A 15,268-nucleotide genomic window follows, 5' to 3' on the forward strand; every position below is an offset into this window, starting at 1 on the left:
GCATCGAACACATTATGCGGATCAGCCACCCCGTCCCCATTCCCATCCGCCGCATACAACCCCCACGTCCCCGGCAAGAACTGCATCGGCCCCACCGCCCGCACAAACCCCCCATCCCCCGCACGGATCACCTCATTCCCCGGCAGACTCCCATCCAACGCCGGACCGAAAATCGGCGACACCGTCGTCCCCGCCGCATCCGTCCGCCCACCCCGCGCATGCCCCGACTCCACCCGCCCGATCCCCGCCAGCAAACTCCACGACAACCCACACCCCGGCACCGAAGACTCCAACGCCAACTCCGCATTCCGATACGCCGCCAACACCACCTCCGGAATCCCCAACACACCCCCCGCCACCGGCAACGAAAAATCCCTGCCCCCAACCCCACCCACCAACGGCCCCCGCGGCGTCACCGCCCGCAACCGCCGCGGACCCTCCGCCACCACCGGCAACAACCCCACCACCCCCGACGAACCCCCCACCACCCCCGGACCCGACGACACCACCAACACCCCCGAACCCCCCACCACCGGCCCCGACGACACCCCCGAACCACTCACCACCACACCAGCAACCACCAAAGCCGAGACCGTCACCGGAGCAGAAACACGCATACGGCCACACCCAATCCCTCGACGTCGTCCGTGTCTCGGGACGGATGTATCCGCACGAGAGACAGCGGAGTCCTCCTTGCCGGGCCGTATCCTCGGCCCTGGTTCACCCGACAAGCGAAGTGAACGTCCAATAACATAAGGTACACAATGCCGATTAAATCGGCGGGTTAGTTACGAAACTTGCGATAACTTATCGGCCGTGCGGCAACCTTGTATCCAGGGTACCGGTCGCCGCGGCGATACGCCGTGACTCAGCCTCGACCGGCTGGCCCACTGTTGACACGCAGGCGTAGACCGTTGGCGCACACCGCCGGACAACGGTGCGGCCACAAACAACCCGGGGGAACCAGAAACCGATCGACGAAGCCGAGAGCATTCCACCGCGGTCGCCGAGACACGCTTCGGTACCAGGTCTTTCACGGGACCGGCGGCTATAGACCGCTGAAAGCCTTCGGCCGCAATCCGCTTCGCGGTCTCACAAGCGCCGGGTGCGCTGCGGCTTGCGCGCGGCTTCCTCGGTCACCTGGCCGCGCCGGTCGGCTGGCACCAGAGCGCGGATGTCCTCCCGGGAACCGATCATCAGTTTCTGCAGGATCGCCGCCATCTGGGCGTCCACGGTCTTGAAGGAGCTACCGCGCCGCGCGGCGATCGCGGTGTTGGTCCAGCCCGCCGCGGCCAGAACGGCGACCTCCTGTTCCGCCGTCGACAGCTCCTGCCAGCGCGAGGGCCGCTCGCGCCGGACCGGATGACCGACCGGCAGACGGTCCAGCGACAGGCTGCCCAGCGCCAGCTGTGCCACCTCGCCGAGCTCGGGCCGCAGCAACGCACCCTCTCGCTCGGCCACGGCGAAGGCCGCCGCGCCGAGGATTTCGCGAGCAGCCGTGGCGGCGGCGTCGGTCTCGGTCGCGAACGGTCCGAGATTGGCGATGTCCACGCCGAGTTCGTGCCGCAGCGTCGCGGCACCTCCGACGAGACGGGCGATCTCACGCGCCCATTCCGTCACGACGTCCGAGCGCTCGCCGGCCGCGTCGGTGATCAGGCGCGCCAGTGACCACGCGCGGAGGTGGATGGCCCACACGGCGCCCCACCGATCGCGCATGGCCAGCTGGTTGGTCAGCGTCGTACGCCCCACTGCCAGAGCATCGTTCGGGTCGCCGTGTTTGGTCAGCGCGATCGCCCAGGCCAGTTCGGCCCACGACTTGGCCCACCGCGCTCCGGACCGCTCCACGTTGTCCAAGTGCCGCCGGGCGATCTCCAGCGCCTGCGTCGCCGCGCCGAGGAACGCGGCGGCCAGCGCCTCGAACAGCTCGCTCATCGCGGCGCCACCACGGTCGCCCCGCGCGGCGAATTTCGTTCGAGCGCGGGCGAGGACGGCAATCGCGCGCACGTCGCGGCGTACCAGCATCAGTTCGCTGCCTCTGGTGAACTCGACCACGGCGGGCAGATCGAGATCGCGTTCGGGGTGCTCGCGCCACCCGGCCCGCGCGGCGGGGTCCGGCACGCAGATGGCGACGCACTCGTCGAGCATGCGCTCGGCGTCGCCGTGCACGCCCTGGCACATGCTGATCCACCCGATCAGCGCCAGCGCCGCGATCTGCAACTCCACCGGCTGCGGGTCGAGGCTACGGCTGGCGGCGAGCGTGCGTTCGGCCCATCGGCGCGGTTCGCGCAACGAGCCGGTGAAGAACGGGCTGCGCAAAGCGATGAGCCCGACCGCGATCTCCAAACCGGCCGCGGCCTCCCCCGGCGTGCTGAGGCTGCCCTCGATGGCGCACAGCAGGTTGTCCCAGGCCGCCCGTGCCCAGTCCAGCAGATCCTGTTCGGCCGGGCCGAACCACTCCGCCTGCGCCGTGACCACTTTGTCGCGGTAGTAGCGACGGTGCCGACGCGTCAATCGCGCGAATTCGGCGCCGCGTTCGCGCAGACGCTGCCGGGCGAACACCCGAACGCTCTCCAGCAGCGAGTAGCGCACCGTGGTCGCGGTCAGGTGGACCGAGACCAGGGATTGGTCCGCCAGCCGCTCGAGCAGGTCCTCGACCTCGGCACGGACCAGGCCGCCGGGGTGGTCGTCGGCGCAGACGGCTTCGATAGCCTCCAGCTCGGCGCCGACGTCGAGCCCGGGCAGCTCCGTGTCCTCGTGGTCGACGTCGTAACCGGCGGCGAACACCGACAACCGCTCCAACAGCAGCCGCTCCTTGTCCCCGCACAGGTCGTAGGACCAGGCGATGACATCGCGAATGCCCTGGTGCCGTGCGTCGGCGCCGATCCGGGGCCCATGCGACCAGCGCAGCCGCCGATCGCCCGCCTCCCCGCTGAGGTCACGCAGGATCATCGCCAGGGGCTGACGCAGCAGGCGCGCGGCGGCCAGCCGGATATACAGCGGGTGATTGTGCACATGCCTGCAGATCGCGGCGGCCAGCTCGACATCGCGGTCGGCGATGGTGTGCCCGGTCAGTTCCGCGCGTCCGCGGAACAAGGTCAGCGCCTGCTGTTCGGACAGCGCGGGCACGGGCAGGAGTTGCTCGTCGACCCACCCGATCGCCTCGCGGCTGGTCGCCAGCACGGTGAGCCCGGGCGCGGCGTCGAGCAAGTCGGCGATCACCCGGCCCGCGCCGTCCAAGAGGTGCTCGCAGTTGTCCATCACCAGGATCGTCTGCAGGGTGCGCCCGACCGCGTCGCGGCGCCGCAGTGTATCCAGCACCGCCTCCCACGCCGACCGTCCAGAGAAGTCGGCGTCGATCAGCGACCGCGCGACCTGCTCCTCCACCGCGGCCGCGTCGGCGCCGCGGGACAGCAGGGCCAGCCGCACCCAGTGCACCGGCACCCGCCGCGCCTTGTGGAACCGGTGCACGGCCTCCGCCGCCAGCCTGGTCTTGCCGATGCCGCCCGCACCGATCAGGGTCACCAGGCGGGTCGCGCCGAGCAGCGACATCCCGATCTTCTCCAGCTCACGTTCGCGGCCCACGAAATCGCTGATGGCCGCGGGCGGGAGACCCGGAACCGACGCACGTCCTACCGACACAGCAGTGCAGCGTAGTCGGCTCGCGGGCCGGAACACTCCGGGAACAAGCAGGCGATAGGACGGGCAATCAGCCTGGTCCGGCGGTCCGCCCGGTCTCTACCGATGTGTCGCACCCACCTATTCTTCGACGATTTCGCTATCGCCGGAGTCGATCTCACGACCGAAAGGACATCATGGTGGGACAGATACAGGTACTCGGAGCGGGCGAGTGCGGGCTACCCCTCGCCCATTGTCTCCTGCGTGGCGGTCGCTCGGTCACGCTGGTGACCGACCGCGATGCCGAAGCGATCCTCGCGGGGACGGTGACCAGCACGCAGGTCAAGTTCGGTCCGACGCTCGAGCTGGAATCGGATGCCGGGCTGGGCTTCTGGCGCACCAGCGCGCCGAAGATCGAGGGCATCCGGTTCACCATGGCGGTCGATCGCAGGGCTGTGATCGCCTGGGCCGGACGCTTGACCCGGCCGGCGCAGAGCGTGGACCAGCGGACGGTGTTCGCACGCTGGCTGAGCGAATTCCTGGCCGCGGGTGGCGACTTGCGCGTCGCCGACCCGTCGGTGCCGGAAGTCGACCGTAGCGCCGCCGACTACGACCTGACCGTGGTGACCCGCGCGTCGCGTGGACTCGCCGCCTGTTTCGAGGACGCCCCGGCGCTGACCGTGCCCGCCGCGCCGCAGCGGCGGCTCGCGGTGCTGTACCTCGATGGCGTCCAGCCCGATCCACACCACCTCGGCACCTACATTGCCCTACCCGAGCACGGTGAGGTGATCTCCTACCCCGGACTGACCGGTCGGCCGGGCCAGGAACGCCATTGCGACATGATGCTTTTCGAGGCGCGGCCGGGCGGCGCCCTCGACGTCTTCGACCAGCACGGCACGCCGGCGCAACGATTGCGGCAGGCCAAGCAGCTCATCGACGAGCACCTGCCCGCCGAGATCGCCGAACGGTATCGCGACGCCGAGCTGACCGACGCCGGAGCGACGCTGGTCGGCGCCGTGACGCCGGCCATGCGCAGGCCGGTCGGCACCCTGCCCTCGGGCAGGCCGGTGCTCGGCGGCGGCGACGTCGTCTGCCGGATGGACCCGGGCGGCGCTCAGGGCGCCAACAATGCCGTGCACTGCGCCATCCGGTACGCGGAGGCGATCCTGCACACCCCCGACGGTCCGTACGACAGGGACTGGATGGAGTGGGCGGCGGCGCCGTGGCTCACCGCCGTCGCCCACCCCGCGGCGCGCTGGACCGCGACCGTGCTCGACCCGCCTCCGGCGATGCGGGAGCTGATGCTGGCCGCGCAGCACGATTCGACGCTGGGCGACGCGTTCGCCGCCACCTTCGAGCGGCCGTCGAATCTTGCTCGGTTCGCGGCGGCCGCATCATCCTGAGCCGGAGCGGCGCTGTCACGGTTGCCAGGGCGGGGTCTCGGGGAATACGACCGGAAGCGCGGTCAGGGCTCGATGGAAAGGCCCTGGCCGCCACGTCAATTCGTGCACCGGTACGGCGGGCCGCAGCTCCGGCAGCGCGTCCAGCAGCTGGTCGATCGCATCCTGCCCGATCAGGTAGGCCGGGCTGCGGGCGGGACAGGCGTGTGGTCCGGCGCCCCACGCCAGATGCGACCGGTTGCCGCCGTGATGTTCGACGCTGATCGCTGGATCGTTGTTACACGCCGCGAAGCTGATGACGACCGGCTGATGGGCGGGTAGCCACACATTGTCGATCAGGATCGGCTGACGCGGGTAGGTGACGGAGAAGTTGGCCATCGGCGGGTCGGTGAACAGCACCTCGTCCAAGGCATCGCGGGTGGACAGGCTCCCACCCAGAACGTGCCCGCCGAAACGGTCGTCGGTCAGGATCAGCACGAGGCTGTTGACGATCAGGTTCTGCAGCGGCTCGATGCCCGCACCGTAGAGCACGACGAGCTGGTGGATCAATTCCGCGTCGTCCAGGCCGGCCGGGTGCCGGAGCAGGGCGGTGGTGATGTCGTCGCCCGGTTCGGCGCGCTTGAGTTCGAGCAGCCGCAGCAGCGCGGCGCTGAGCATGCGGTTGCCCGCTTCGGCGTCGATGCCGTCGAACACCGCGGCGGTCGCGGCGGCAACCTCCTTCCCGATCTCCGGTGGGCATCCCAGCAGCGCGTTGATCGCCTCGAAGGCGAGCGGTAACGCGTACTGGGAGACCAGATCGGCGCTGCCCGTCGTACAGAAAGTGTTGATCAGCGGGACGGCGATCCGCTCCACCGTCGCGTGCAGGGCGTGCAGGTCCACGGCGTTGATGGCCGCGGTGTTCGCCTCGCGGTAGCGGGCATGCTCGGCGCCCGCGCTGCGCATCGCGTTGGGCCGCCATTCCAGCACCGGCAGCACCGGGCAGCCGGCGGGGACGTTCGCCTGCCAGGTGCGCGGATCGGCCGGAAAATGCTGCGGATCGTGCAGGATCCGCACAGCGGTGCGATAACTGAGCACCAGCGTCGCGGGCACGCCGGGCGCCAACTCCACCGGCGCCAGGGAACCGTAGCGGGCCCGCATGTCCCGGTACGCCCGATGCGGATCGGCCGCGAACTCCGTTGAGTGCAGCGACACCCGCTCGACGGAAGTGTCGATCGGTGAACCATGATGTGTGCCAGTGGCCTTCGTGGCCGGGACGACATCTCGGGGCGTGGTCAAGGCGAGACTCCCACGGTAGAAGCGGATCCGGCGATCGGGCGAACTCGGCGCGGACCGTCGAACGCCGCTGTCGTCCGGTCCCGCGGTGCACCAGCGCGACATGAGGTCCCGACCGCGGTGCTGATCGACACACAGGATGGTCACGTAGGTATGCGATTGGCATCGGTAGTAGCGGATGACCTGCGGTAATAGATCTCGGTCGAGATGCGCCCCAACCGCGATTCGCATGATCTAGCGGTTTGCAGGTGTGGACGCCGTTGCCCGGTCTGTGGTGATGGCTGCCACCGTCATGTGCGCAACGTTCAGGGCTCCCAATGGTCATCGACACCGAGCAATCCGCGCATCCAGCCCAATTCGCCTGCGATGCGGGCGATTCGCCGGGCGAAGCGCAGGGGGAGCACTGGCGCGGTTGCGAGTCCGACGCCGTGAGTGAGGCGCGGGCGGACAGCTCGCATCGAAAGGAACACAAGCACTTCGGCGCGTGCGGGCCTGGTGTATAACTTCCATCGGCCCGGTCGACTCCACCGACAAGCGATAGCGAGACACGATGCACGGTTACCTGAACCAGGTCTCCCACGGCACCACGCCCTCCGGCTATCCGACGCGCGAACCCGAAGTCCGCGCGGTCGAACCGCCGCGCAAGGCGGACCTGGTTGTCAGCGCGCTGCTGTGGTTCCTGCCCGCGGCGCTGGCCACGATGTCGGTGGCCCTCGCGCCGTGGTTCCTGATGGCCGGCGGCATCTGCGCGGCCAAGCCGGAGTGCCGGGTCGATACGAGCGCGGGCGTGTGGATCATGGTGGGTGGTGGGGTTTTCGGATTCGCCGTCGGCGCGGCACTGTCGGCCACGGCGGCCAGGCACGGGCGTGCGCTGTTCCCCGGCGCGCTGGTCGGTGCGGTACTTGTTCTGCTGGCGTGGTTCGCCGCCTCGTTCGTAATGGGCTGACCATCCCGGCTCGGGCAACGGAATGCCGGGAAGGGTTGTGCTCATCCTCGACCGACATCGCAGTCAGTGCGCGTCGTAGATCCCGCGATAGTGCGCCAGCGCGGTGGTGTGCACCCGCTCATCGCTCCACTACGTGAAGCGATCCGGCGCCAGACGAGCCGGGTCCACGGCGAGATCACCGGTGCCCAGCAGCAGGTTCGCCAAATGACGGCCGACGGCGCCCGTATGGGTCACCCAAGACGCCTCGGCCATCCACAGGCCCGGGCGATCGCCGCACCGAAATCGGCTTCCCGGTAAGGTCTTTCGGCAGTCTCCGCCGTCGCGCCCGACGGGGTCGGGTCATGGGAGCAGGTGCCGAGCCCGTAGCGGCGCCCGTTCGCTCCTCGGTCACCTGCGAAGGCGACCCCACCCGATCCGCGCACGCACCTTCGGCGAGCATTGTCGCTTCCGGCTGAATAATCGGCGGATCTGATCTCGGGCTGTCATTTCATGGTGGCGAGATTGTGCCAGAGGTTCTGGAGGCTGTCGGTGCCGCCGAACAGGGTGGTGAAGTTGGTGGAGTCGACAAGCACGACGTCGCCGGCACGAGGGCCGGTGGGTGGCATCCAGATCAGCGCGTTGAACTCCGTGTTACCGCCCGCGGTGAAGGGATGGGGCCGCGCGGGGTCGACGCGCTGGCGGCCCAGGACACGGAGCGAGTCGCTCTCCGGGGCGGTGAGCGCGTAGTGCGGCAGATGGGGGTGGAAGTTGAATGTGGTGACGTTGTCCAGCAGCCGCGGTCCGTCCAGATCGCGGAACCCGGTCAGGGGGGCGATGTCATCGGTGCCGTCCACGACCGCGGGCCGCAAGCCCCACTCGTTGTGTACCGGCACCTCGAGCGCTGTCATCAGCGAGCGCGTGTACTGGCCGAATCGCTGCTGGCGGGGCACCAGCCGGTCGCCGTGATGCTCGTATTCGATCTGTCGCTGCGCATAGTCGTCGCTGAAGCCGACATCGTGGTGCGGCGCCAAAAGCAGGCAGGTGCCTTCGCGTCGCAACCACTCCCGGATTGCGGCGATCTCTTCGGGGGCGGCTTCCTGCTCGGAGACAATGTGATCGAGCCCGAACACCATGAGTGTGTCTGTGTCGGCCAGGACCCGCTCGTCGACCGGCACTTCGTAGCCGGCCTGGTCGATGCGTTGGAACACCGCGACGGGATGACCGGTCGCCTCACCGGCCAGCCGCTGAAACGCCAGCGTCGAGCGATGGAACAACTCCAGTGTGCCGGCGATACCTTGCAGGAAGTGCGCTGCGTCGTACTCGGATGTCTCGTAGCTCGGCCACAGTGCGTTGCGGACCTCGGTCATAGTGGAGAAGCGGTTGTACATTTCGGCGGGATCGCGTTGGGCCTCCCAAGGGTAGCTCCACGTCCAATAAATGCTGATCCGCCGCCGGCCGTCGTGTTTGCGCGGGATGTGGTTCTGATTGTAAGTGCGTGCCGACGGGGGGGTGCTCATGATGCCACCTCTCGACTGTCGAGCGTGGCCAGGTACCGCAGGGCACGAATACCCGGCAGGAAGAAGTAGGCGCCGCCACTGAGCGTGGTGAAGGCAGTCAGCCCCGCGAGCACCTTGCGGATGGGTCGCTTGGGGATCGTGAAGTCCAGCGTGCCGTCCTGGGTACCGCAGATGGGGTCGTGTTCATTGCCGAGTTCGTGGAATGTCTTGTCGTTGATCCAGACGTTTTGGGCGAACTCGAACTGGCGGACCAGGCTGGCGCAGATGATGAACGCGGCGATGCCGCGGTCTACCCCGTCATCGGGGGCACCTTCCGGAAGCGCCGGCCCATAGGTGGCGCCGCGGCGAATCATCCTGCGGCGATTCATGTTCACGGCGGTGTCGCGTGGATTGAGTCGCCGCGCATGCGAGCCCAGCGGTACCGCGTAGCCGTGCGGGTCCATCTCTTTGTAGTTGAAGTCATTGTTCCGCATGGGGTCCGAGCCCAGCTGTGGGTCGTCATGGTCAGGGGTCAGCACCAGCGGCGCGCCGCTGCGCCAGCGCCCCATGAGCTTCGCGGCGAGTAGCTCCTGCCCTTCCAGGCTGTCGGCATGCTCGCGCAGATAGCTCCGGAAGGCGCCGACATGTTCTTGCAGCCGCCGGTATGCCATGTAACTGCCGTTGCGGGACAACACCTCCGGCTGCGGTAACCCGTGCGGCGGCCCCTCCTCGTCGGGGTAGCCCAGGATGAATTCACCGGGTTTCAGTGGTGCACCCGAGCCTGGCGTGGGCTCTTCGCCGGATCCTGCGATCACCGGCTGGGACAGTCGGTCTCGGAAGCCGAAATGGTCATGGGCGTAGTCGAAGGGCGGTGTGGCGTTCAGATCCAAGGACGACAGCACGCGCACACCCGGGCAGCGCGTCACCAACTCGTGGTGCACGGCGGTGCATCGCCGGTGTTCGGAATCGGTGCGGGCGAACAAGATCGCGATGGCGTGCAGGTCGTCACCGGCCAGCCCGCCCACCCAGTTGTCCGGATGATTGGCGCCCGTGTCGCCCAGTATGTCGGCGCGGGCGGCCATGCCTTCCCGAAACTCATCGGGGAAGGTGGACAGCGCTTCCTCCGGCACCCCGAGTGCCCGCAGACCGCGCCACGTGAAGGCCAGCGTGATCCAGCGCTCGCAACTGTCCATCGTGGCCCGCGCACCCGCAGCCGACTGAACCCGGTCCAACAGCGCGGTCAACCAGGCCCGGCCGCCGACTGGGTCGTCGAAGGACAGGAATTCATAGCGGCCGGTCACCGCCGGGGTGCGGGTCAGCAGGATGTGTTGAATATCGTCGAGTTCAAGCATCGTCCCAGATCACTGCATCTGATCGAGCATGTCGGAGAACGCCGCCTTGAGCCGCAGCGCCTTCTTGATCTCGTCGGCGGTGGCGTAGGGATACTCGCCGTATTCGAGGAAGCTCGGAAAGTGGTGTTCTCGGACGAATCTTACGAATGCGTCCGGATTTTCCTTCCAATCCTCGGGGAACCCCTCCAGGTTGGTAAAAACTGTGGTGATACCGGTCTGACCGAAGAGCGCCACAGCGTCCTCGGTGTATTTGTCGAAATCGGTGTCGAATATGCCCTGATATTGGAAATGCAGCCCGCTGCCGACGTCGAACAAAACCCACCGCAAATAATGCAATCGCAGCGGCGCCAGCACATCCGGACTGCCCGCGACCGCTTCTTCTATCTGCTTACCGTAGGCGCGAACGACCTCTTCTCGACCCGGTTTCACCTTCGCGATTATCGAGAAGCCGTAGCAGGCCGGCGTTCGTGGATAAATCGGGCCGTACCTGCCCCGCTCGACCTCGAAGTAGCCTTCGGCAGGCAGGGCCATCGCCGATGGTGTGCTCCATTCGTAATCCGTCGCCGGCATATCTTCACCTTCCTCACCAGCAGAGTGAGCCGGGCATCGAAACCGTCTTTTTCCGAACTTCCCCTCTCGGCTTCCTCGCATGCGTAGGATCGCCTCATGGCATCGCCGCAACATGCCAAGTTTGCGCCGACTCGGCGTCAGTTGTCAACGCCGCGAGCCGCAGCACTGGCCGGCGTGGCATTCGCGGTGCTATTCGGTACAACGCTGATTTTGATTCGCATCGAAATGCCTGAAGGTATTCAAGATTCGACTCCGTGGCTGCAGGGCCGACACCGGGCGATCACCACAGCGGCGGTGCTGATGTCCTTCGCCGGCATCAGCTTCCTATGGTTCATCGGCGTCGTGCGCGACGGATTCGGGCGCTATGAAGACCGATTCTTCTCGTCGGCATTCCTCGGCAGCGGGCTGTTGTTCCTGGCGATGATGTTCGTCGCTACCGCCGTCGCCGCCGGTCGGGCGGCAAGCAACACCGCCGTCGCCGACCCGGCCGCCCGCGCCGAGGTGATCAACTTCGGCAAGATGGTCCTGCTGTCGGCAGGCCAGACCTATGCCCTGCGGATGGCCGCCGTGTTTCTCCACCCTAGAAGCGGCGCCGGACCATGCGGCCGCCGACCATCCGCGCCTCGATCACCGCGGCTGGCGCTGTGTCCCGTTCGCCGGAATCACCGCACCGTGCGAGATCGACGTCCGATCCTGGACTGTCGGTGCGCCGCGTTTGCCACCATAGAGGGGTGGGTCAGATCCGGATCGGCACGTCAGGATGGGTATATCCGCCCTGGCGGGGAACGTTCTATCCCCCGGGCGTGCGGCACAAGCGCGAGCTGGCCTATCTGGCGGAGCAACTCGACAGCGTCGAGATCAACGGCTCGTTCTATTCGCTGCAACGCCCGTCCAGCTATCGCAACTGGGCGGAGCAAACTCCGGATGACTTCGTGTTCGCGGTGAAGGGCAGTCGCTTCATCACCCACATGAAAAGGCTGCGGGACGGAGACGAGCCGCTGGCGAACTTCCTCGCGTCCGGCCCGCTGGCGCTGGGGCCCAAGCTGGGTCCGATGCTGTGGCAACTGCCACCGACCTTCCCCTTCGACGCGGACGTGCTCGACACCTTCCTCGCCCGGCTGCCCCGCAGCACCGAGGTGGCCGCCGAGATCGCGCGACGGCACGATCATCGCGTCGATCCCGCACACACCAGCACCGATGCCGACCGGCCGATGCGGCACGCGCTGGAGATCCGGCACGCCAGCTTCCTGACTCCGGCGTTCCCGGAACTGCTCACCCGCCACGGTGTGGCGCTCGTCGTCGCCGACGCAGCGGGGAAGTATCCACTGCTCGAGGAAGTCACCGCTGATTTCGTCTATGTCCGGTTGCACGGGCACGACGAGCTCTACGTCAGCGGCTACACCGACGACGGTCTGGACATGTGGGCGGAGAAGATCCGCTTCTGGGCTCGATCCGGGGATGTATACACCTATTTCGACAACGACGCGAAGGTTATGGCGCCTCGCGACGCCATCGCATTGCGAGCGCGGCTGACGTAGACGGTCGTGTGGAGAAGAATCCGGATTCGCCCGCCTCGGCTCGCGGCCGACCGCCGCGCTGGTGTTCGAAGAAGGCGCGGCGGATGCCGAGAGATTGCTCGGCGGCGTAACAACAGGGAGGTGGCGCCGCTGCGGCAGGTTGCGGTATGTGGGCTGTGGGAGTGCTCGCGGCAGGAAGCGGAGTGGGCGCGTGCGGTGGGCGGGCTCTTGGCGCAGGCGGGTGTGACCGTCCTGTGTGGCGGCGGGTCCGGAGTGATGGCCGCGGTCGCCGACGGGGCGGCGTGCGCGGGCGGCCTGGTGATCGGGGTGCGGGGAGACACCGATCGCAGCACGATCTGCCCCGGTTTGTCGGCGGTGCTGTTCACCAACATGGCTGAGGCGCGTAATGCGATCCTGGTCGAGTCGGCGGACGCGGTCATCGTGGTCGGCGGATCGTGGGGCACGCTGTCGGAGATCGCGCTGGCGCGGCGCCGCGGCGGGATTCCGGTTGTCTCCTTGGGTGGTTGGGAGATTCGGAACGCACACGGGCAATCCGTGGCCGCGATGGCGTCGGCGGTCGACCCGGCCGATGCGGTCCGCCAGGCACTCGGTGGGATCGGCAAGGATGCGGGGCGCGCCGAGCCCGAGATTTGATCCGGCTGGATCCGTCCGACGTCGCCGCACCGTCGCCGGACCGGGACCGGGCCTGTGCCGAGCCGGTGACTACGCGGACTGGCGCAGTGGGTGCAAGGCGGCGAGTGCGCGCAGTGCGTCGGCGCGGGAGATGGGCTGGTCGTTTTCCAGCGCGGCCAGTTCCAGCTCGATCCAATCGCGAATGAGCGCGGACATGGTCACGTTGCGCTGCTCGGCGGCCTTCTTGACCCGCTGGTGCAGGTCGAGCGGGATGCGCAGCGAGGTGGTGACGGTGACCGTATCCTCGGCGTGCAGCGGGGGCGGCAGTTCGGCCGGATCCACGGGCGCGTCGATGTATTCGAGGCCGGATAGGAAGTCCTGGACGTCCTTCGGATTCGTCGGGTAGTCAGTCATCAGCGTGCTCCCAGCGCTCGAGTTCGGCCACCTGGGACTCGGTCATCTCGACCGCGCCCAGGATGTCCCACTGCCAGCCTTCGGTGCGGCGGACAGCGACGATGAGTGGCCGGCCGGCCTCGGTGCGGCCCCACACCGTCAGGACCGGCAGCTCGTTCCGGCCACGCGCCTGCCGAGGCCATCGGCGGGCACCCATGAGCACCTGCAGCACTTCGCGAGGATCGATCCCCACCAGCGACAACAGTGCCCACTCGGGCCAGTTATAACCCACGATCAGCGATAATACAAGTGTATTGCATGCATGCTCACCGTGCTCGCGCACGGGAAAGGTTCCAGCTCTGCCAGGTATCCGCGTCGAGATCGGCGCGCAGCCGGGTGCGCAGTTCGGTCCGCAGCGGCTCGGGAAGCCGATCGGTCGCGGGCAGGATGTCGGGTGAGAGGGTCCCCAGATAATCCGTGTCCAACGACTTCCCCTGCTGCCAGCGGTCGATGTTCTGCTGGGCGATCAACCGCTCCGGGTCGAGGACGGCGAGGGCGAGCAGCGTCGCCATGGCCGTACCCAGCACGGCGCGCGGTAGCCAGGCTCGCCGCAACCGCACGACGGCGACGACGAGCAAGAGGTAGACCAGGCCGAGCCACACCTCACAGACCTCGACAAGCAGACGCAGCACCGTGAAGCCGTAGGCCCGCTGGTAGGTCCACATCCGGCCGAGCGCCGAGGCGACGATGATCAATGCGAGCACGCTCACCGCCGTGAGCAGGCCACACAGCCAGATGCGGTCGGCGGCGGTGTCCTGCGCCGCCCAGCGCAGCACGATCATGAGCACACCGAGGGTGAGGACAGTGACGGCGGCGAGTTGCCAGAACCCGGTGCGCGCGTACTCGGCGTAGGTCAGGCCCGCGGTGCGCTGAACGTATCCGTCTCCGCCGAAGAGCACGACGAACTGAGTGCCGACAAACGCCGCGAAGACAATCGCGAGCGCGCCAACCGGCAGTGCCCACTCGGTCCGGCGCAGACCTCGTCGCCGGGCGGTCGAGGTGGCGGGCAGCGGTGGACCGGCGAGCACGAATATCGCACCGAGCGCGCCGAGGGCGGCCAGTACGAACAACACGATCCACCGCACCACCGCTGGAGCATCGAGATCCGGCGTCACGCTCTGGATCAGGTCGGCGAAGATGGCGTCCGCGCTGCCCAGCAGCGGCACGAACACCGCGAGCAGCGCCACGGTGACCGCCGCCGACAGTACGAGCCGCCATCTGCGGGTCGCGTCGGCGCCGCGGGCCCGTTCCGTTCGCGCATACACCCATGGCACCGCCGCCAATGCCTCTAGCGGCACCGCGAGCGTGTCATAGAGGATGCCGTTCGCCGATCGGCGTCCGACGACAGCCAGCGAACCCGCGAGACCAGCCGCCACGACGCACAACGCGAACAGCCAGCCCGCGGCGCGGAATGCCCCGACCGCGAGCAGGGCAAGCGTGAGGCTTGCCCACCACAGCCGTCCCGGGTGCTGCCTGCGGTGAAGAAGACCCGGTGTCGCCGGCGTCTGCTCGTTCGTTGATGCCGGGCGGGATTTTCCGTCTTCCGACGCACCGGACGTCGCACTGCGCACCCCCCGGCGCGCATTGCGGTCGACGAGAAAGACCGCGGCTGCGGCGGTGGCGGCCGCGATCACCCAGCCGATGCCGGGCCGGTCCCACCGGATCAGGATCGCGGCGGCCGATCCGGAGATCAACGCGGCTGGCGCCACACCGGGCGGACACACGACACGTCGCCACTTCGGCACGCGATTTCGCGGGATCTGCACGGCCACCGACGTGCGGGGTGGCGCCGGACTGCTTTCCCCCGCCGAAATCTCGGTTCCCGCAGGACCAGAAACCTGCTCCGCTCTCTTCTCCGGCGCCTGTTCGGTCTGCTTCGGCAACGGCTGTTCCGTCTGCTTCGCCGACGTTGACCCGGCCGGCGACGGTTCGGTCGACGACGCGGATTCGGTTCCTTCGGGCATGGCAAGTTCCCCTTCTGTAGGCGTGCGGGATCGTCCCGGGTCCCGTGGGTCCGGGTCGGTTGGCGTGGCCG

12 protein-coding genes and 2 pseudogenes are annotated in these 15,268 nt (G+C 67.9%); 5 read left to right on the top strand and 9 right to left on the bottom strand.

Going from position 1 to position 15,268, the window contains the following annotated elements; all coding sequences use genetic code 11:
- Together AB0M45_RS01950 and AB0M45_RS01955 are read right to left on the bottom strand one after the other, a co-directional pair.
- Window positions 1-617: pseudogene (locus AB0M45_RS01950) on the bottom strand (lytic transglycosylase); the annotation flags it as partial.
- Between the two features lie 475 nt (window positions 618-1,092).
- Window positions 1,093-3,639 carry an AAA family ATPase gene (locus AB0M45_RS01955; RefSeq protein ID WP_364321803.1) on the bottom strand — a complete coding sequence of 849 codons (2,547 nt, stop codon included), beginning with the start codon at window positions 3,637-3,639 and terminating at the stop codon, window positions 1,093-1,095.
- 173 nt (window positions 3,640-3,812) lie between these two features.
- On the opposite strand from AB0M45_RS01955, the gene AB0M45_RS01960 reads away from it, so the two are divergent.
- Window positions 3,813-5,018: a styrene monooxygenase/indole monooxygenase family protein gene (locus tag AB0M45_RS01960; RefSeq protein WP_364321806.1), complete on the top strand. Its 1,206-nt coding sequence runs from the start codon at window positions 3,813-3,815 to the stop codon at window positions 5,016-5,018.
- A 15-nt stretch (window positions 5,019-5,033) separates the two neighbouring features.
- Here the strand turns inward: AB0M45_RS01960 and AB0M45_RS01965 are convergent, their stop codons facing one another.
- Entirely contained in the window at window positions 5,034-6,290 is a 1,257-nt protein-coding gene (locus tag AB0M45_RS01965) for a cytochrome P450 (RefSeq protein ID WP_364321809.1), read from the bottom strand.
- A 547-nt stretch (window positions 6,291-6,837) separates the two neighbouring features.
- Here AB0M45_RS01965 and AB0M45_RS01970 point away from each other — a divergent pair.
- Complete coding sequence (locus AB0M45_RS01970) at window positions 6,838-7,233, top strand: hypothetical protein (protein ID WP_364321812.1); 396 nt, start codon at window positions 6,838-6,840, stop codon at window positions 7,231-7,233.
- Between the two features lie 482 nt (window positions 7,234-7,715).
- On the opposite strand, the gene AB0M45_RS01975 is transcribed toward AB0M45_RS01970, so the two are convergent.
- From AB0M45_RS01975 to AB0M45_RS01985, 3 genes are read right to left on the bottom strand one after another with little or no spacing between them, the layout of a single operon-like run.
- On the bottom strand, window positions 7,716-8,729 hold the full coding sequence (locus AB0M45_RS01975; RefSeq protein ID WP_364321816.1) for a hypothetical protein: 1,014 nt from the start codon (window positions 8,727-8,729) through the stop codon (window positions 7,716-7,718).
- Window positions 8,726-10,060, bottom strand: a complete 1,335-nt coding sequence (locus AB0M45_RS01980) for a peroxidase (protein WP_364321819.1) — start codon at window positions 10,058-10,060, stop codon at window positions 8,726-8,728. The genes AB0M45_RS01975 and AB0M45_RS01980 overlap by 4 nt, the downstream gene beginning before the upstream one ends.
- Window positions 10,061-10,069: 9 nt before the next feature.
- A complete protein-coding gene (locus AB0M45_RS01985) occupies window positions 10,070-10,630 on the bottom strand; it encodes a hypothetical protein (protein WP_364321822.1) in 561 nt (186 codons plus the stop codon).
- 96 nt (window positions 10,631-10,726) lie between these two features.
- On the opposite strand from AB0M45_RS01985, the pseudogene AB0M45_RS01990 reads away from it, so the two are divergent.
- The 3 genes and pseudogenes from AB0M45_RS01990 to AB0M45_RS02000 form a co-directional block, all read left to right on the top strand.
- Window positions 10,727-11,206: pseudogene (locus tag AB0M45_RS01990) on the top strand (hypothetical protein); the annotation flags it as partial.
- A 155-nt stretch (window positions 11,207-11,361) separates the two neighbouring features.
- Window positions 11,362-12,168 carry a DUF72 domain-containing protein gene (locus tag AB0M45_RS01995; protein ID WP_364321825.1) on the top strand — a complete coding sequence of 269 codons (807 nt, stop codon included), beginning with the start codon at window positions 11,362-11,364 and terminating at the stop codon, window positions 12,166-12,168.
- A 120-nt stretch (window positions 12,169-12,288) separates the two neighbouring features.
- Window positions 12,289-12,801 carry an LOG family protein gene (locus AB0M45_RS02000; RefSeq protein ID WP_364321828.1) on the top strand — a complete coding sequence of 171 codons (513 nt, stop codon included), beginning with the start codon at window positions 12,289-12,291 and terminating at the stop codon, window positions 12,799-12,801.
- Between the two features lie 69 nt (window positions 12,802-12,870).
- On the opposite strand, the gene AB0M45_RS02005 is transcribed toward AB0M45_RS02000, so the two are convergent.
- The 3 genes from AB0M45_RS02005 to AB0M45_RS02015 are packed head-to-tail and all read right to left on the bottom strand — an operon-like array spanning window position 12,871 to window position 15,197.
- Window positions 12,871-13,194, bottom strand: a complete 324-nt coding sequence (locus AB0M45_RS02005) for a CopG family transcriptional regulator (RefSeq protein ID WP_364321831.1) — start codon at window positions 13,192-13,194, stop codon at window positions 12,871-12,873.
- Window positions 13,187-13,465, bottom strand: coding sequence for a hypothetical protein (locus tag AB0M45_RS02010; protein ID WP_364321834.1), 279 nt, complete (start codon window positions 13,463-13,465; stop codon window positions 13,187-13,189). The genes AB0M45_RS02005 and AB0M45_RS02010 overlap by 8 nt, the downstream gene beginning before the upstream one ends.
- Window positions 13,466-13,499: 34 nt before the next feature.
- The gene (locus tag AB0M45_RS02015) at window positions 13,500-15,197 is read right to left on the bottom strand and encodes a DUF4173 domain-containing protein (RefSeq protein ID WP_364321837.1); all 1,698 of its coding nucleotides are present in this window, start codon (window positions 15,195-15,197) and stop codon (window positions 13,500-13,502) included.
- Between the last annotated feature and the right edge of the window lie 71 nt (window positions 15,198-15,268).

Source organism: Nocardia sp. NPDC051787 (assembly GCF_040681325.1).
Lineage (GTDB): Bacteria > Actinomycetota > Actinomycetes > Mycobacteriales > Mycobacteriaceae > Nocardia.

Coding starts and splice junctions, on each gene's coding strand:
- AB0M45_RS01960 (WP_364321806.1), top strand. CDS start 3,813: ATGGTGGGACAGATACAGGTACTCGGAGCGGGCGAGTGCGGGCTACCC.
- AB0M45_RS02005 (WP_364321831.1), bottom strand. CDS start 13,194: ATGACTGACTACCCGACGAATCCGAAGGACGTCCAGGACTTCCTATCC.
- AB0M45_RS01985 (WP_364321822.1), bottom strand. CDS start 10,630: ATGCCGGCGACGGATTACGAATGGAGCACACCATCGGCGATGGCCCTG.
- AB0M45_RS02015 (WP_364321837.1), bottom strand. CDS start 15,197: ATGCCCGAAGGAACCGAATCCGCGTCGTCGACCGAACCGTCGCCGGCC.
- AB0M45_RS01970 (WP_364321812.1), top strand. CDS start 6,838: ATGCACGGTTACCTGAACCAGGTCTCCCACGGCACCACGCCCTCCGGC.
- AB0M45_RS01980 (WP_364321819.1), bottom strand. CDS start 10,060: ATGCTTGAACTCGACGATATTCAACACATCCTGCTGACCCGCACCCCG.
- AB0M45_RS01975 (WP_364321816.1), bottom strand. CDS start 8,729: ATGAGCACCCCCCCGTCGGCACGCACTTACAATCAGAACCACATCCCG.